The organism is Roseovarius sp. SCSIO 43702 (genome assembly GCF_019599045.1).
GTDB lineage: Bacteria > Pseudomonadota > Alphaproteobacteria > Rhodobacterales > Rhodobacteraceae > Roseovarius.
The window spans coordinates 2,859,134-2,874,283 of record NZ_CP080623.1 but is presented as its reverse complement, the minus strand read 5'-3'; the positions used below and the strand labels follow the sequence as shown (position 1 = coordinate 2,874,283).

The 15,150-nt window shown below is 63.8% G+C and carries 18 protein-coding genes; 14 read left to right on the top strand and 4 right to left on the bottom strand.

Annotation, left to right across the window (positions count from 1 at the left end; all coding sequences use genetic code 11):
• Positions 1-69: 69 nt before the first annotated feature.
• The 6 genes from K1T73_RS14300 to K1T73_RS14275 all read left to right on the top strand — a co-directional run bounded on the left by K1T73_RS14300 (position 70) and on the right by K1T73_RS14275 (position 5,326).
• A complete protein-coding gene (locus K1T73_RS14300; RefSeq protein WP_220601346.1) occupies positions 70-1,176 on the top strand; it encodes a porin in 1,107 nt (368 codons plus the stop codon).
• Positions 1,177-1,262: 86 nt separating this feature from the next.
• The gene (locus K1T73_RS14295) at positions 1,263-2,096 is read left to right on the top strand and encodes a sulfotransferase domain-containing protein (RefSeq protein ID WP_220601345.1); all 834 of its coding nucleotides are present in this window, start codon (positions 1,263-1,265) and stop codon (positions 2,094-2,096) included.
• A complete protein-coding gene (locus K1T73_RS14290; RefSeq protein ID WP_220601344.1) occupies positions 2,096-2,965 on the top strand; it encodes a sulfotransferase domain-containing protein in 870 nt (289 codons plus the stop codon). Before K1T73_RS14295 ends, K1T73_RS14290 begins: the two co-directional genes overlap by 1 nt.
• Before the next feature lie 54 nt (positions 2,966-3,019).
• The gene (locus K1T73_RS14285) at positions 3,020-3,535 is read left to right on the top strand and encodes a hypothetical protein (protein ID WP_220601343.1); all 516 of its coding nucleotides are present in this window, start codon (positions 3,020-3,022) and stop codon (positions 3,533-3,535) included.
• A gap of 94 nt (positions 3,536-3,629) precedes the next feature.
• On the top strand, positions 3,630-4,553 hold the full coding sequence (locus K1T73_RS14280; RefSeq protein WP_220601342.1) for a dihydrodipicolinate synthase family protein: 924 nt from the start codon (positions 3,630-3,632) through the stop codon (positions 4,551-4,553).
• Positions 4,553-5,326 carry an SDR family oxidoreductase gene (locus K1T73_RS14275; RefSeq protein WP_220601341.1) on the top strand — a complete coding sequence of 258 codons (774 nt, stop codon included), beginning with the start codon at positions 4,553-4,555 and terminating at the stop codon, positions 5,324-5,326. Before K1T73_RS14280 ends, K1T73_RS14275 begins: the two co-directional genes overlap by 1 nt.
• 6 nt (positions 5,327-5,332) lie before the next feature.
• On the opposite strand, the gene K1T73_RS14270 is transcribed toward K1T73_RS14275, so the two are convergent.
• The 3 genes from K1T73_RS14270 to K1T73_RS14260 all read right to left on the bottom strand — a co-directional run bounded on the left by K1T73_RS14270 (position 5,333) and on the right by K1T73_RS14260 (position 7,840).
• Positions 5,333-6,094, bottom strand: coding sequence for an SUMF1/EgtB/PvdO family nonheme iron enzyme (locus tag K1T73_RS14270; protein ID WP_220601340.1), 762 nt, complete (start codon positions 6,092-6,094; stop codon positions 5,333-5,335).
• 30 nt (positions 6,095-6,124) lie between these two features.
• On the bottom strand, positions 6,125-7,342 hold the full coding sequence (gene nirK, locus K1T73_RS14265; RefSeq protein WP_220601339.1) for a copper-containing nitrite reductase: 1,218 nt from the start codon (positions 7,340-7,342) through the stop codon (positions 6,125-6,127).
• 66 nt (positions 7,343-7,408) lie between these two features.
• Positions 7,409-7,840 carry a pseudoazurin gene (locus K1T73_RS14260; protein ID WP_220601338.1) on the bottom strand — a complete coding sequence of 144 codons (432 nt, stop codon included), beginning with the start codon at positions 7,838-7,840 and terminating at the stop codon, positions 7,409-7,411.
• Between the two features lie 145 nt (positions 7,841-7,985).
• Between K1T73_RS14260 and K1T73_RS14255 the strand changes: the two genes are divergently transcribed.
• Positions 7,986-8,702, top strand: coding sequence for a Crp/Fnr family transcriptional regulator (locus K1T73_RS14255; RefSeq protein WP_409077714.1), 717 nt, complete (start codon positions 7,986-7,988; stop codon positions 8,700-8,702).
• Here the strand turns inward: K1T73_RS14255 and K1T73_RS14250 are convergent.
• A complete protein-coding gene (locus tag K1T73_RS14250; protein ID WP_220601337.1) occupies positions 8,680-8,913 on the bottom strand; it encodes a DUF1858 domain-containing protein in 234 nt (77 codons plus the stop codon). The genes K1T73_RS14255 and K1T73_RS14250 overlap by 23 nt on opposite strands.
• A 122-nt stretch (positions 8,914-9,035) precedes the next feature.
• Between K1T73_RS14250 and K1T73_RS14245 the strand changes: the two genes are divergently transcribed.
• Genes K1T73_RS14245 through K1T73_RS14215 form a run of 7 tightly spaced genes read left to right on the top strand, consistent with a single transcriptional unit; the run spans position 9,036 to position 15,149 of the window.
• The gene (locus K1T73_RS14245) at positions 9,036-9,488 is read left to right on the top strand and encodes a cytochrome c (RefSeq protein WP_220601336.1); all 453 of its coding nucleotides are present in this window, start codon (positions 9,036-9,038) and stop codon (positions 9,486-9,488) included.
• Positions 9,489-9,501: 13 nt separating this feature from the next.
• Positions 9,502-10,851, top strand: a complete 1,350-nt coding sequence (locus tag K1T73_RS14240) for a cbb3-type cytochrome c oxidase subunit I (protein WP_220601335.1) — start codon at positions 9,502-9,504, stop codon at positions 10,849-10,851.
• 3 nt (positions 10,852-10,854) lie between these two features.
• Positions 10,855-11,649: a CbbQ/NirQ/NorQ/GpvN family protein gene (locus K1T73_RS14235; RefSeq protein WP_220601334.1), complete on the top strand. Its 795-nt coding sequence runs from the start codon at positions 10,855-10,857 to the stop codon at positions 11,647-11,649.
• 6 nt (positions 11,650-11,655) lie between these two features.
• Positions 11,656-13,545, top strand: a complete 1,890-nt coding sequence (locus K1T73_RS14230; protein WP_220601333.1) for a nitric oxide reductase activation protein NorD — start codon at positions 11,656-11,658, stop codon at positions 13,543-13,545.
• 1 nt (position 13,546) lies between these two features.
• Positions 13,547-13,726, top strand: coding sequence for a protein NnrT (locus tag K1T73_RS14225; protein ID WP_220601332.1), 180 nt, complete (start codon positions 13,547-13,549; stop codon positions 13,724-13,726).
• Positions 13,723-13,965, top strand: coding sequence for an NnrT protein (locus K1T73_RS14220; protein WP_220601331.1), 243 nt, complete (start codon positions 13,723-13,725; stop codon positions 13,963-13,965). Before K1T73_RS14225 ends, K1T73_RS14220 begins: the two co-directional genes overlap by 4 nt.
• Positions 13,962-15,149, top strand: a complete 1,188-nt coding sequence (locus K1T73_RS14215) for an NnrS family protein (RefSeq protein WP_220601330.1) — start codon at positions 13,962-13,964, stop codon at positions 15,147-15,149. Before K1T73_RS14220 ends, K1T73_RS14215 begins: the two co-directional genes overlap by 4 nt.
• The last annotated feature ends 1 nt before the right edge of the window (position 15,150 follow it).

Below are 15,150 nucleotides of genomic sequence, written 5' to 3'. Positions count from 1 at the left end.
CAACGTCAAGCCGGTTCCCTTCCGGGTCGGCGGACCTTGAACACATTCCTGCTATTAGGAGGGACACCTATGAAAAAGCATCTGCTGACCACCAGCGCGATCGCCCTTGGCGTTGCTGCTGCTGCTCCGGCTTCCGCTCAAGAGTGGAACCTGGACTGGGGCGGCTTCATGAGCCAGCACGTCGCGTTCGCCGACGTCACCGACAACACCGCCGTGAACGATTTCGACGGCGTGGTTTTCCACAGCTCGACCGAGATCCACTTCACCCCGTCGATCACGCTCGACAACGGCCTGACCTTCGGTATCAACGTTCAGTTCGAAGGTGAAAATGGCGGCGGCGGTGCCGATGGCATCGACGAAACCTACATGATCATCTCGGGCGACACGCTTGGCCGCATCGAAGTCGGTTCGGAAAACTCGGCTGGTTACAAGTCGATGGTTGCCGCTCCCGGCGTCACCTCGATGTACATCAACTCGCCTTCGATCTCGGCCTTCATCCCGCTGTCGAACGCTCTGCCGTGGCAGTTCCGTCAGGCCGGCGTTTCGGCCTACACCGAAGTCGGTGGCAACAACGACGTGGACCGCATCAGCTACTACACGCCGGACTTCAACGGTCTGACGCTCGGTATCTCGTATGCGCGTAACAACGGCGGCAACGCGGTTGGTTCGCACAACAACAACACCGTCGCCACGCTCGAGGACATCTGGGACATCGGCGCCTACTACAGCCAGACCTTCGGCACGACCAGCGTCACCATCGGTGCACGTTACGGTATCGCCGATGCTGTTGCAGCAGGTGCGAGCGATCCCGAAACCTGGGGTATCGGTGCGCAACTCGGCTTCGGCGACTTCACGGTCGGCGCCCATTATGCCGAAAACGACCAGGGCTCCACTCCCTTTGCCGCTGGCCAAGTCGACCAGCAAAGCTGGAGCATCGGCGCGACCTATGACGCCCCCGGCGCATGGTCTTTCGAAGCCCTGGCATTCATGGGCGAGTATGACATCGCCGCTGGCGATCAGGAATACAACGCCTACCGCATCGGCGCGAGCCGCGACCTGGGCCCGGGTGTCGATTGGGACATCTACGCCATCTATGCCGAAGCTGATGACAAAGCTACGGCAGGCACCGAAGTCAAAGGTACGGTCATCGGCACCGCGATCAACCTGAGCTTCTAATCCTCGGATTGGTTTGCTAAAGGCGAGGGGGGCGAAAGCCCCCCTCGTTTTCGTTTGCGCGGTCCAGTCGAAGGAGCCATTCCGCGATGAAGAAAAGCATTATCTGGCTGGCGTCCTATCCCAAGTCGGGCAACACCTGGACGCGGATCTTCCTCGCGAATTATCTGGCCAACCCCGAGAAACCGCTCGCCATCAACGAGGCGCACCGGTTCTGCATGGGGGATACGATCGCCAAGACCTACAGGATGGTCGCGGGCAGGCCGGTCGATACCCGGGACCTCGACGGCATCCTGGCGCTTCGACCGCGCGTGTTGCGCGGAATCGTGGCGAACAACGCGGATGTCAACTTCGTCAAGACGCACAACCTGAACGTGGCCGTCGGGGCTCAGCATGTCGAGCTCATCCCGCGAGAGATGACCCGGTCCGCGATCTACATCATGCGCAATCCGCTCGACATGGTGCTGTCCTATGCGCGCCATTACGGGATGGACCATGCCACGGCGGTGGAGCATGTCTGCCGTGACGACAACGCGAACGCGCCCGATGACGAGACCGTCGCGCAATATCTCGGATCATGGTCGACCCACGTCAGAAGCTGGACCGAGAACTCGCGGTTCCCGACGCTCGTTCTGCGCTACGAGGATATGCTTGCCGATCCGCAGGGCGAATTCACCAAGGTTCTCGAACATATCGGCATCCCGGTCGACGCCGCGCGACTTGACCGGGCGGTCGGTTTCGCAAGCTTCAAGGAACTCGCGAAACAGGAAGAAACGAGCGGTTTCGTCGAGAAATCGGCGCAAAGCGAGAGGTTCTTCGCACGCGGCGAGAAGGATCAGTGGCGCACGGAACTCGACCCGGATCTCGTGACGAAGATGCGGCGAATTCACAAGAAGACGATGAAGAAACACGGATATTGGTGATGAGCAATCTCAAGCGCGTGATCTGGATCGCCTCCTATCCGAAATCGGGCAATACCTGGATGCGCAGCCTTCTGGCGCACTACTTCATGCCGCCCGGAAAGGCGCCGGATATCAATAACTTGCGGCAGTTCACGACCGCCGATGTGCGGCAGGATTTCTTTGATGCGGCCAATGGCACGCCTTATCGGGGAGAGACGCTGGTGGACTGGATGAAGGTGCGTGGCAAGGCGCTACGCCTCATCGCGGCCTCGAAGCCCACGCATCATTTCGTCAAGACCCATTGCCAGCCGGTGATCCTTGGCGGCGACCATGTCATTCCGCCGGAAGTGACCGCTGGTGCGATCTATATCCTGCGCAATCCCTTCGACCTCGCACCGTCCTTCGCGCGCCACCAGTCGGCGGATATCGACACCGCGATCGACCGGATGGCGAATCCCGACACGGTGATGGGCACGCCCACGGGCATTTTCGACCTGCTCGGGCGGTGGGACGATCACGTGCGTCACTGGACCGGGGCCGAGGGATTGAAGAAGCGGGTGATCCGCTATGAGGACATGCTGGCAAAACCAGCGCGGGAGATGCGCGCGCTGATCGGGCATTTCCTGGGGCAGGAGGTCGATGCGCGCAAGCTGGCCGCGGCGATCAAGGCGACGGAATTCTCGAAAATGCAGAATCAGGAGAAGGAAAAGGGCTTTACCGAGCGGCCCGAGGGCATGGTGAGCTTCTTTGCCAAGGGGCGTGCGGATGTCTGGCGCGAGGACCTGACGCCTGCCCAGGTCGGCCGCATCCGCGAGGCATTCCTGCCGGCGCTCGAGAAATGGTATCCCGAAATGCTGAAACCCACCGAAGAGTTCGCCCGGGGCGGATGATGGCTTTCGCGGTCGGGCGTGCTAGGTTCGGGATCAGGGAGCCTGGAGGGTTCGATGAGAAGACTGTCACTGTTGCTATGCCTTGCGGTGGTTGCCGGATGCACGGTGCGCACGCCGGTCGCGTCGATGCGGCTCGGTCCGGACCCGGCGGTCGCGGGGGGCACCTTCACGTCGCCGGGCGGCGTGTCGGTGGCCGCAGAGGTGAAGGAAATAGGTGGGAAAACAGGTATTTGCGGCGTCTGGGCCGAGAGCGAGAACCAGTCCGTCCTGACCAAGAATCGCGCGCAGAGAGTGCTTGACCCTGCGGCGGTGATCCTCGGCAACGAGGCGCTTCTGACCGGGTTGCAGTTCCTCCGCAAGGTGCCGCCCGCGCGGGACTACGGCGGGATGGAGGCCGATTGCGTGGTGATCGAACGCCCGTGGCGCGCGGCGGATGCCGGCAAGCGCGTGCGCATCAACATGCCGCCGGTGATCATCTACCAGGACATCGACCTGAGCGGGGGAATCACGGTGCGGTTCCGCCCCGGCGGCCCCTCGGCGCATCCAGACGATCCGAAGCCCTGGGACTGAGCCGGGGCAGTCGGCTGATGCAGTTGTGATCCCCGACGCTTCGGGACATGGTGCGTCATATGATCCTGGATCGCAGCCGGAGGGAGGAGCCTGCATGAGCCGACTGACCGAAGAGGCGCGGGGCGTCTACGTCATCGCCGCCACACCGTTTCACGAGGATGGCGCACTCGATCTCGAGAGTACGGACCGGATGATCGATACCTATCTCGAGACGGGGGCCACGGGTCTGACCGTGCTGGGCATGATGGGCGAGGCGCCGAAGCTCAGCATGAAGGAGTCGCGCGATTTCGTGGCGCGTGTGCTCTCGCGCGTCGATGGGCGGGTGCCAGTGGTGGTGGGTGTGTCCTCGCCCGGCTTCGCGCAGATGCGCGAGCTGACCGATATGGCGATGGGCGAGGGGGCCGGCGGTGTGATGATCGCGCCGCCCGGCTCGCTGCGGTCGGACGACCAGATCTTCACCTACTACGCGCAGGCCGCCGAGGCGATCGGCGATACGCCCTTCGTCTTGCAGGATTTTCCGCTCGTGACAGGCGTGCAGATCCCGGTATCGGTGATCATGCGCATCGTGCGGGAGGTGCCGTCCTGCGTCTGTCTCAAGCATGAGGACTGGCCCGGCCTGGAGAAGATCACCGCGCTGAGGAAGGAGGGGGCACTCGAGCGTCGCATCTCGATCCTGTGCGGAAACGGCGGCGTGTTCCTGCCCGAGGAGATGGCGCGCGGCGCGGATGGCGCGATGACCGGTTTCGCCTTCCCCGAGATGATGCGCGACGTGGTGGCCGCGACGGAAGCGGGCAACATGGAACGCGCGCATGATCTCTTCGACGCATACCTGCCGATGATCCGCTACGAACAGCAGCCGGGCCTTGGCCTTGCGGTGCGCAAATACGTGCTGAAGAAGCGGGGCATCCTCGAGAGCGCGGCGCTGCGCAAGCCCGGTGCGGGTCTGAGCGAGGCGGCGAAGGCCGAGGTGGATCGTCTTCTGGCGCGTCAGGACAAGAGATTGAAGGAGTTGACCTGATGGACCTTGGATTGACCGGAAAACGAGCCCTGGTTCTTGGCGCGAGCCGCGGATTGGGGGCCGCGATCGCGAGGGTCCTGGCCGAGGAGGGGGCCGAGGTGGTGGCCGCAGCCCGAAGCGAGGACAAGATCCGCGACTGGGCGGACGGGACCGATGGCAAGGTCACGGCGCTCGGCCTCGATCTGTCCGATGCGGGAGCGATAGATGCCGCGCTTGACGATCTCCTGGCCGAGGGCGGCATCGACATCGTGGTGAACAACGCGGGCGGGCCGCCACCCGGAAAGACGACGGATGCAAGTCGCGAGGACTGGATGGGCCATTTCGAGACGATGGTGGCCAACCTCATTCACGTGACGAATCGGGTGCTTCCGGGGATGCGGGAGAGTGGCTGGGGCCGGGTGGTGACGATCACCTCGTCAGGCGTGGAGCAGCCCATTCCGAATCTCGCGCTGTCGAACGGTTTGCGCTCGGCGCTTGTGGGTTGGTCCAAGTCGCTCTCGAACGAGGTGGCGGCCGACGGGATCACGGTAAACGTGGTCATGCCGGGGCGTATTCACACTCAGCGTGTGGACGAGCTTGATGCGGCGGCTTCGAAGCGGACGGGCAAGCCGGTCGAGGAGGTGGCGGCCGCGTCGGCCGCTGCGATCCCGGCGGGCCGGTATGGCCGGCCCGAGGAGTTCGCGGACGTGGTGGCATTCCTGTGTTCGGAACGCGCGTCCTATGTCACGGGAAGCAAGATCCGCATAGATGGCGGATCGATAAAGTCGATCTGAGGCGGGTCAGCGGGGCAAGGGGTCGTCGGTAACGAGCCGGAGGCCCAGATGCGCGGGCGGGGTGCCGACAGCACAGCCGCCGCGTGCGGGGTCGCGTTCGAGGTAGGACATGGCCGCTACATGCTCGCCGCCGACGAAATAGGCGGGGCAGCGGGAGGGGTCGGCGGCGCCGCCTTCACCCGCGTAGCATGTCGAAGTCCACTCCCAGACGCTGCCGTCGAGGTCGGCTATGCCCTCGGACGAGGTCGAGAAACTGCCCTGCGGCTTGAGCGCGCGGGGAGCGATGCCTTCGGTAAGATAGGACGACGCCCAGGTGAGCGATGGATCGGTGAAAAGCGGATCGGGCGCCTCGGGCAGCACGGGGCTTGCCATCTCGGTCCATTCGGCATCGGTGGGCAGGCGGAAGTCATGCCCGGTCACGGCGGAGATCCAACTCACGTATTCGGTTGCGTCGGCATGACTGAGCCCCGTGGCAGGCGTCGTCGCGGCGTCCTGACCGGGCCGTGTTCGAAGGGCGAGCGTGCAGCCGCCGGCTTCGTGGCAGATGTTCCATTCGGCAACGGAGACCTCGTGTCGCTGAACGTGAATGGCGCGCCCGTCCGAGAGGACGAACGGTTTCGCGGCCATTTCGGGCAGGTTCTCCATTTGCGGTGCGGGGCCGCGCAGCATTTGCGCGGCCCCGACGATGACCAGGGCCGCGACCAGCCCCGCCACGACCGGACGAAGGGACACGGGTCGAGAACGGAAACGGATCGCGGCGGTGGTCATTTCTTCAGCCTCCTCTGAGGGCTGGTTTCGTCAGGTCGAGAATGGGCGAGGTTCGACAACCTGTTCCATGAGGTTGTTGTCCCATTCACCTTCGACGATGAAGTGGGCGGTTGCGCCGAGAAGCGCGGCCTCGATCAGGTTGTGGTTCACGTAGGCATAGACGCCCGGCTGTTCGAAGGTATACATCGCCGCCGCCGCACAGCCGCCCCGGACAAACCAGGTCTCCATGTTGACGAGGGGCGCGTCGCCGAAGGACGTTTCCCAGACATAGTCGCCATGGCCGCCGATGAGGTGCGGACGGGTGTCGCGGTTTGCCTGATTGTGAACCATCAGCACCGTCTCGCCCACCTTGAACTTCAGCGCGCCTTCGCCCGTGAGGGCGCCCACGGCACCGTTGAAGACCGAGTGCGTCGGCGTGAGCGTGCGCATAGCCTCGAGACTGTCGGCATAGTCGTCGCCTGCGGCCTCGTAGAACTTGTAGTCGCCGTTTTCGTCGCGCGGCAGGTAGTAGTCCTGCTCGCCGATATAGGCGATCTTGTCATAGCGCAGCGGGTTCCCGTCGCGGTCCTTGAGGCCGTCGCGGGGCAGGACCATGACGGCGCCGTTCATCCCGTGGCAGACGTGGTAGGGGATCATCGCCCCGCCCGGCGCACAGTGATAGGTGAAGCAGCCTGCCTTGGTGGCCTTCCAGCGCAGCACGCATTCCTCGCCCGGATAGACGTGGGTGAGACCGCCGCCGCCCAGCGCGCCCGTGGACGCGTGGAAGTCGATGTTGTGCTCCATCATGCTGTCTGCGGGGTTGCGCAGGGTCAACTCGACCATGTCGCCTTCGTGACAGATGATGAGCGGGCCGGGGACCGACCCGTTATAGGTGAGCGCCCAGACGGATGCGCCCGTATCCTCGTCCACGACCATGAGCCTCTCGGTGGTGTCCATTGTCACTTCGACGATCTTGGGGCCGCCAGTCGCCACCTGTTCGTGTTCGGGCGCGAAGGGAGGTGCGACGAGCTCCTGCTTGACGCGGGTGTAGCCCGAAAGGTCCGCAGGTTTCGCGTTGCTGTCGGCGCTGACCTTCTCGGCGGCCTTGTGGAGATTGCGCGACACCTGATCTGCCTTGCGCGGCTGAGGTGCACGGGCGGCAGCCATGGCGGCCCCGCCGGTCATCGCCGCGGCGCCCGCCAGCATGGAGCCGCGAAGCACGTTGCGGCGGCTGGTTTTCATGAGCCCTGGGTTGATAAAGCGTGTCATTTATCCTGTCCTTGGATGAGGTTGGTTGAAGGGGACGGGCCGCTATCCGGCCCGTCCCGGAATCTCTCAGAAGTTCTCAAGCTGTTCCGCGAAGCGTTCCATCGCCTTCTTCGGCACGCGGCCTTCGAGGAAATCCTCGGGCGGCACCACATCGCCGACGGCGATGGTCATGACCATGCCCATGGCATAGTGCGGCTTGCAGATGACGCCGTAGACGCCTTCGGTGTCGAGCGTCACTTCGATCTCTTCGTTGATCTTGCCCTTGAAGCCCTCTGCACCTTCTGGGAGCATATCCTTGCCCGTTTCGGCGTTGTGGCCCTTGTCGGTCGCGATGAATTTGATCGTGTCGCCGGGTTCGGCCTGAATGAAGGCTGGCTCGAAAACCATGCGCTCGCCATCGGACCCCTTGTTGAGCATCTGCACCTCGAAGGTTTCCGCCATGGCGGCTCCGCTCATCAATGCCGCGACTGCGAGACCGGCTGTGAAAGTTCGGATCATATTTTTCGTCCTTCTCCTGAACTGTCTTTCGAGGTTGAATCTAGCATTTCTGCAGCGCAGCACTTTGTGCTGGCGCAAGTTATCGGCGACTTTTCGTGGTGCGCTTGATCTGGCCTTGACGAAAAGCCTGTGGCAAAGAGCGAGGATGACCGAAAACGCTTCGAAAAAGACGCTGCCGCGACTCGATGAGAGCCTGCTTTCGCACCTGCCGCCTTTTTCGCGGCTCGAGCGGCAGCAGATCCGCACAATCCTCGACCAGGCGACCTCCCGGAGATACGAGGCGAATAGCCATCTTTTCGACGAGGGTGATCCGGCCGAACGATTCTACATGCTGCTTGACGGGTACGTGCGCGTGGTGCGCGTGACGCCGCATGGCGAACAGGTTACGGCGCTTCACATCCCGGCGGGCCAGCTTCTGGGGATCGCGCGCGCCCTTGGGCGTGACACTTATCCGGCAACGGCCATCACGGCGGCTGAGTCGATCGTGCTGAGCTGGCCCATGCGTCTTTGGGATCAGTTCGTGGCCGAATACGAGGGCTTCGCGACCGAGACCTACAAGACCATAGGCAACCGGATGGGTGAGATGAACACGCGCATCGTGGAGCTTGCCACGCAGCAGGTCGAGCAGCGGGTGGCGAATGCATTGCTGCGCCTCATCAACCAGACGGGGCGCAAGGTCAGCGACGGGATCGAGATCGATTTTCCGATCACGCGGCAGGACCTGTCCGAGTTGACCGCGACCACTCTCCACACGGTAAGCCGCCTTCTGAGTGCATGGGAAAAGCGCGGTCTCGTGGCGAGCAAGAGGAAGCGAATCACGGTGCGCGATCCGCACAAGCTCATGCTTCTGAGCCAGGGTTAGGATCCGCCTCGATCGCTTCCTTGAGTTCCGCATAGAACGCGTCTTCGTCGAGGTTGTATTCGTCGCACGCGTCCATCACGGTGTGGAACGGTCCCACGAGACAGCCGACGCAGAGCATCTGATGCCGCAGAAAGACGCCGATCGTCTGCGGCCAGTGTGTCATCAGGTCGGAAACCGGCAGATCGGGGTCATCGAGGCGTGGACTGCGCATTGTCATCTCCCTTGTCCCGCCCAAGCTAACCTGCACGACCCCTTCAAAGGTTGCGCTGGCGCAAACTTTTAGAGACAGGTGGGCGATAGAAGGGGGCATCCCGAGATCAAGGAGGCCAAGACATGGCTGAAATTCTGACGAAATCTAGGGCGCGCAACATCTTCTACGGGGGCTCGATCTTTTTCGTCGTGGTCTTCGTGGCGATGACCGTCCACAGTCACAGATACGTGGTCAACACCTCGACGGCGGGAATGCCGCTCAGCGAGGAGGTGGTTCACGGCAAGCACGTCTGGGAGCGCCATTCGTGCATCAACTGTCACAGTCTCCACGGTGAGGGCGCCTACTTCGCGCCCGAACTCGGCAACGTGATGACACGCTGGGGGGTCCTCGAGGATTCCGAAGGCGCATATGAAATTCTCGACGCGTGGATGCAGTCGCAACCCTCGGGGATCGAGGGACGGCGGCAGATGCCGCTTTTCGAGCTGACCGAGGAAGAAACCCGCGCGCTTGCGGAATTCCTGCGCTGGGCAGACCAGACAGACACGCAGGGCTGGCCGCCCACCGACGCGGGCTAAGGAGATCGAAACGATGAAATACAAATCTCAACAGGTGGCGCTGGCCTACTTCGTCTGTGCGCTTGCGCTTTTCGGCATCCAGGTTCTGGGCGGTCTGATCGCCGGGTGGATCTATGTCTCGCCCAACTTCCTCTCGGAGCTTCTGCCGTTCAACATCATCCGCATGATCCATACCAACGCGTTGATCGTGTGGCTTCTGCTCGGGTTCTTCGGGGCGGCCTATTTCCTTGTGCCTGAGGAAAGCGAGCGCGAGATCTACTCGGTCAAGCTCGCCTATCTCCAGCTTATCATCCTCGTGGTGGGCACGCTGGGCGCGGTGGGGTCCTACCTTGTCGGTATCCACGGCGGACGCGAGTTTCTCGAGCAGCCCCTGTGGGTCAAGTTCGGCATTCTCGTGGCGGCGGTCATCTTCCTCTTCAACATCTCGATGACGGTGCTGGCGGGCAAGAAGACGGCGATCACAAGCGTGTTGCTGATGGGGCTCTGGCTTCTGTCGCTGCTGTGGATCTTCGCGTTCATCAACCCCGACAACCTCAGCCTCGACAAGATGTACTGGTGGTTCGTCGTCCATCTCTGGGTCGAGGCGACCTGGGAGCTGGTCATGGCCTCCATCCTGGCTTTCCTGCTTCTGAAGTTGACGGGCGTTGACCGCGAGGTGATCGAGAAATGGCTCTACGTCATCGTGGCCACGGCGCTCTTCTCGGGGATCCTCGGGACCGGGCACCATTTCTACTGGATCGGTCTTCCGGGCTACTGGCAGTGGGTCGGCTCGATCTTCTCGACCTTCGAGGTGGTGCCCTTCTTCCTCATGATGTCCTTCGCGTTCGTCATGGTCTGGAAGGGGCGCAAGAACCACCCCAACAAGGCGGCGCTTCTGTGGTCGCTCGGGGCGGCAACCGTCGCGTTCTTCGGGGCGGGCGTCTGGGGCTTTCTCCATACGCTTCACGGGGTCAACTTCTACAGCCACGGCACACAGATCACCGCGGCGCACGGGCACCTGTCGTTCTACGGCGCCTATGTCGCGCTGAACCTCGCGGTTTTCACCTACGCGATGCCGATCCTGCGGGGGCGCGATCCCTACAACCAGGTGCTCAACATGGGAAGCTTCTGGCTGATGACGGGCGGCATGGCGTTCATGACTTTCGTGCTGACCTTCGCGGGAACGATCCAGACGCATATGCAGCGCGTTGTGGGCGACTATTACATGGAAGTGCAGGACGGGCTCGCGCTCTTCTACCTGATGCGCTTCGGTGCGGGTGTCGCGGTGGTGATCGGCGCGTTCGTCTTCATCTACTCGATCTTCGTCGTGCGCAAGCGCGAAGTGATCGAGCCCGGGTCCGCGAATCCCGTCGCAGGAGAGTGAGCGATGAACATGCAAGCGAAACCCCATCTGCCATTCTATCGGCCTGTCGCGCGTGAGTGCGAACTGTTCGAGATGGCCCATGACAACGGTTTGCCCCTTCTTCTGAAGGGGCCGACCGGCTGCGGCAAGACGCGCTTCGTCGAGCACATGGCAGCACGTCTCGGCAAGCCGCTCTATACCGTCGCGTGTCACGATGACCTTAGCGCGGCGGACCTGATCGGGCGCTACCTGCTCAAGGGAGGCGAGACGGTGTGGGTGGACGGGCCACTGACCCGCGCCGTGCGCGAAGGCGGTATCTGCTATCTCGACGAGGTGGTGGAAGCGCGCAAGGACGTGGCAGTGGTGCTTCACCCGCTTACAGACACGCGGCGCACGCTGATGATCGACCGGACCGGCGAGGAACTGGTGGCGCCCGAGGGCTTCATGCTGGTGGCGAGCTACAACCCCGGCTACCAGAACGTGCTCAAGCGTCTCAAGCCGTCGACACGCCAGCGATTCGTGGCGATGACCTTCGATTTTCCCGACGCGGAGACCGAGATCGCCGTGGTGGCGCAGGAAAGCGGACTCGAGCCCGGACGGGTGGCGCCGCTCGTGCGACTGGCGGGGCGGATCCGCGCGCTGTCGGGCATGGATCTCGAGGAAGGTGTCTCGACGCGGCTTCTGATCTATGCGGCCACGATGATGGCGGGCGGTATGAGCATCGACCAGGCGCTCGAAGCCTCGATCATAGAGCCACTGACCGACGAGCCGGATGTCGCCGTGGCGCTCCGCGATCTTGTCACCACGATCTACGGGTAACGGGCGATGCATCTCCTCGATCTCATGGAGCCGGAAGAGACGGTCGGCAACATCTGGCACGATCTTGCGAGCCGGATGGGCGAGAAGCCGGGCCATCTGGATGCCGCGGTGTCGCTGGCCTCGGTGCGCCCCAGCGTCGCGATCCTGTTTCGCGCGCTCGGCGGTGCCGGCGGCGTGGAGATCGTGGAAGCGCCGCTGACACCGGTGCGGCACCGCCGGGCGCTTTCCAGCAAGGTGGGTGCCGAGCGCGAGCGGGAATGGCGTGCGCGGTTCGATGGAGAACGCCTGTCGCTTCCGCCGATCATGGCGGCCTTTCCCGACAGGGCGCTCAACCGGGCCGCCTATTTCTGGCTCACGGCGCTTGCTGCGGTGTCGGATCCGGCCGCGGCCGCCATCCCGCACGCCGGTCCGGCGCTCGATTGCGCACAGATCCGCTTGAACGCGGATGCGGCCGATCGGGCCTTCTCGACCTGTCCAGGGCTACGGGCGGCCTATGGCGAAATGGCCCGTCTCGCGGCCGAGGCGCGACCCGAACTGCGCCGCCCCGCGCGGGAGGCAATCATGGAGCGGGCGGTTCGCGATCAGCTTGGCGGGCAGGAGGCGGACATCTCCGTGACCGAGGAGGCCCGGGGCTACATGCCTTTCGCACCGGTGCCGATCTGGCTCGATTTCGCGCATCCGGGCTCGGGCGATGCCGCAACCGGGGAGGAAGAGGAGGCGAGTGCCGAGCCGCCGCCCATGGCGGCGCGCACGGATCGCAAGATCGGCGCGCGTGAGGATCACGACCAGACCCGCCGTCGTGACAGTTTCATAATGCACCGCTTCGAAGCGATCCTGTCTTGGGTCGAATCGATGAATATCAGCCGCAGCGTTCATGACGACGAGGACGAGAGTGCGCAGAAGGCCGCGGACGACCAGGACCGCATCACGCTGACCAAGCACGACCGGAAGGCCGCGACCAAGCTACGGCTGCATCTTGACCTTTCTCCGTCGGATGCGGAGCACGAGGCGCTCGCCGGTGAGTATACTTATCCCGAGTGGAACCACCGCACGCGTGAATATCTAAAGAATCACGTGCGGGTGCTCGAAGCGCCCGCGGCGCCGCCCGAGAACAGTGCGAACGAGCCTGAACCGCGCCGTATTCGTGAAGTACGCCGCCAATTCGAAGCCTTGAGACCGAAGCGCGTCCTTCAGCCGCGACAGGTGGAGGGCGACGAGCTCGATCTCGATGCGCTTCTGACGGCGCGTGCCGACCTCGTCGCCACCGGGCGCGGCTCGGACCGCATCTGGCAGGCCGCGCGGCAGATCGAGCGCGATCTTTCGGTGGCATTTCTCGTCGATACCTCGCGATCGACGGAGGCCGCGATCGGGGACACATCGGTGATCGAGGTGGCGCGCGAGGCCGCAACGGCCCTTGCGGCCGGCATTTCCGCCACCGGGGATCGCCTCGGGATCTGGGGTTTCTCGTCGCTGCGCCGAGATCGGGTGTTCGTCACCTGCGCCAAGGCGTTCGATGCGGATATGGGTCCTGACATAGTGGCGAATATCGGCGCGCTGACGCCTGGGCATTACACGCGACTCGGCGCGGCAATCCGGCATGTGAGCGCGAAGCTCGCGGATGAGCCCAGTGCGCGCAAGCTTCTGATCGTGCTGACCGATGGCAAGCCCAACGACCTCGACCACTACGAAGGCCAGCACGGGATCGAGGACAGTCACATGGCTGTCCGGGAGGCGCGGGCGACTGGACAGAGCGTCTTCGGGATCGTCATCGACGAGGACGGGCAGGACTGGTTCGCGCGTATCTTCGGGCGCGGCGGGTTCGCCCTTCTCCCGGACCCCAGACGGCTCGTGCGGGTGCTGCCCGACATCTACCAGACACTTACAAAGGAGACCTGACATGCGGTTTCTCAGCCTTGTTCTTCTCGCCGTCTCGGCGGCGGCCCCCCTTCATGCCGCCGGATTCGACCGGCCCATCCCGCAGGCCCAATCCGCCACGGCGGAGGTGTGGTTTGCCTTCGCCTGTCTCGCGCTTCTGGCCGCGCTCTACGCGGTGCATTGGCTGGTGACTCGGCGATGAGCCGAAGCGGCTGGTCCGCGAGGCGGATCGCGGTCGCGCTCTATCCGTTCGGAGCGGGCGCGGCGGCGATCAACGTCTTCTTCGCCTCGCTCATCTTCAGCTGGATGGGGGGACCCATCCTGAGCGCCGGCTGGTCGATCGCGCTGGGTGCCGTGATCGGTGTTCCGGCCACTTGGTATTTCGCACGTCACATCAGGCATCTCATGGATGTGGCGGACCGCAATGGAGAGGAAACATGACGATGTCGTCGGCAGAGCGGATGCGGGCGTGGACCGGGCCGGCCATTCTTGGTTTCGGGTTCCGCCCGTTCTTCCTTTTCGGGGCGGTCTGGGCCGTTGTCGCGATGCTTCTGTGGGTTGCGCTGCTCTCGGGTTTGCTCGAGCTTCCGATGCGGTTCGATCCCGTTTCGTGGCACGCGCACGAATTTCTCTTCGGCTACCTCGGCGCCATCGTGGCGGGCTTTCTGCTGACCGCCGTGCCTAACTGGACCGGGCGGCTTCCGATCGTGGGCTGGCCGCTTGGCGCGCTTTTCTGCCTCTGGGTGGCGGGCCGGATCACTATTCTGGTGGGCGGGCTGTTGCCCCTTTGGGTAAGCGTGGCGGTGGATCTGTCCTTTCCCTTGGCGCTCGCGGCGGTTCTCGTGCGCGAGATCGTAGCGGGGAAGAACTGGCGCAATCTCATGGTCGTGGGGCTTCTGGGCGTCCTCACCGTTGCGAACCTGATTTTCCACGTCGAGGCGGCAGGAGGCGAGTACGCGGCACACGGCATCGGTCTTCGGATGGGGCTGGCGAGTGCGGTGATGATGATCGCCGTGATCGGCGGGCGCATTCTGCCATCCTTCACGCGCAACTGGCTGGTCCGGCGCGGGGACGAGGCGCGGCCCGCGCCACCCATGCAACGATTCGACAAGATCACCCTCATTCTGAGCCTCGCGGTGCTTGCGCTCTGGATCGCGCTCCCGATGGAACGGTTGACCGCGATCGGTCTCGTCCTGATGGGCGTTCTGCACCTGGTGCGGCTGCTGCGCTGGCAGGGCCATCGAACGGGGGCGGAGCCGCTGGTCTGGGTGCTGCACGTGGCCTATGCGTTCGTCCCGCTCGGGGCGCTCGTGATGGGCGCGGAGCTTCTTCTCGGCGCGCCGAGCCAGGTAGCGGCACAGCATTTCTGGATGGGAGGCGCCATCGGGGCGATGACGCTCGCGGTCATGACACGCGCGACACTGGGCCATAGTGGGCAACCGCTCGAGGCCGGACGTGGCACGGTCTTGATCTATCTCGCCCTCTTCGGCGCGGTTCTGGTGCGCGTGGCGGCAGGGGCCTGGCCCGAGTTGATGACGCTTTCGGGATTCCTCTGGATCGCGGCTTTCGGCGGGTTCGCCTTGCTTTATGGCCCGCTTCTCCTGACGCGGCGTGAGAAAGGCTGAC

Excerpts from the sequence above, each read along its gene's own strand:
- K1T73_RS14300 (WP_220601346.1), top strand. The coding sequence starts at position 70 with ATGAAAAAGCATCTGCTGACCACCAGCGCGATCGCCCTTGGCGTTGCT.
- K1T73_RS14295 (WP_220601345.1), top strand. The coding sequence starts at position 1,263 with ATGAAGAAAAGCATTATCTGGCTGGCGTCCTATCCCAAGTCGGGCAAC.
- K1T73_RS14290 (WP_220601344.1), top strand. The coding sequence starts at position 2,096 with ATGAGCAATCTCAAGCGCGTGATCTGGATCGCCTCCTATCCGAAATCG.
- K1T73_RS14285 (WP_220601343.1), top strand. The coding sequence starts at position 3,020 with ATGAGAAGACTGTCACTGTTGCTATGCCTTGCGGTGGTTGCCGGATGC.
- K1T73_RS14280 (WP_220601342.1), top strand. The coding sequence starts at position 3,630 with ATGAGCCGACTGACCGAAGAGGCGCGGGGCGTCTACGTCATCGCCGCC.
- K1T73_RS14275 (WP_220601341.1), top strand. The coding sequence starts at position 4,553 with ATGGACCTTGGATTGACCGGAAAACGAGCCCTGGTTCTTGGCGCGAGC.
- K1T73_RS14270 (WP_220601340.1), bottom strand. The coding sequence starts at position 6,094 with ATGACCACCGCCGCGATCCGTTTCCGTTCTCGACCCGTGTCCCTTCGT.
- nirK (WP_220601339.1), bottom strand. The coding sequence starts at position 7,342 with ATGACACGCTTTATCAACCCAGGGCTCATGAAAACCAGCCGCCGCAAC.
- K1T73_RS14260 (WP_220601338.1), bottom strand. The coding sequence starts at position 7,840 with ATGATCCGAACTTTCACAGCCGGTCTCGCAGTCGCGGCATTGATGAGC.
- K1T73_RS14255 (WP_409077714.1), top strand. The coding sequence starts at position 7,986 with ATGACCGAAAACGCTTCGAAAAAGACGCTGCCGCGACTCGATGAGAGC.
- K1T73_RS14250 (WP_220601337.1), bottom strand. The coding sequence starts at position 8,913 with ATGCGCAGTCCACGCCTCGATGACCCCGATCTGCCGGTTTCCGACCTG.
- K1T73_RS14245 (WP_220601336.1), top strand. The coding sequence starts at position 9,036 with ATGGCTGAAATTCTGACGAAATCTAGGGCGCGCAACATCTTCTACGGG.
- K1T73_RS14240 (WP_220601335.1), top strand. The coding sequence starts at position 9,502 with ATGAAATACAAATCTCAACAGGTGGCGCTGGCCTACTTCGTCTGTGCG.
- K1T73_RS14235 (WP_220601334.1), top strand. The coding sequence starts at position 10,855 with ATGAACATGCAAGCGAAACCCCATCTGCCATTCTATCGGCCTGTCGCG.
- K1T73_RS14230 (WP_220601333.1), top strand. The coding sequence starts at position 11,656 with ATGCATCTCCTCGATCTCATGGAGCCGGAAGAGACGGTCGGCAACATC.
- K1T73_RS14225 (WP_220601332.1), top strand. The coding sequence starts at position 13,547 with ATGCGGTTTCTCAGCCTTGTTCTTCTCGCCGTCTCGGCGGCGGCCCCC.
- K1T73_RS14220 (WP_220601331.1), top strand. The coding sequence starts at position 13,723 with ATGAGCCGAAGCGGCTGGTCCGCGAGGCGGATCGCGGTCGCGCTCTAT.
- K1T73_RS14215 (WP_220601330.1), top strand. The coding sequence starts at position 13,962 with ATGACGATGTCGTCGGCAGAGCGGATGCGGGCGTGGACCGGGCCGGCC.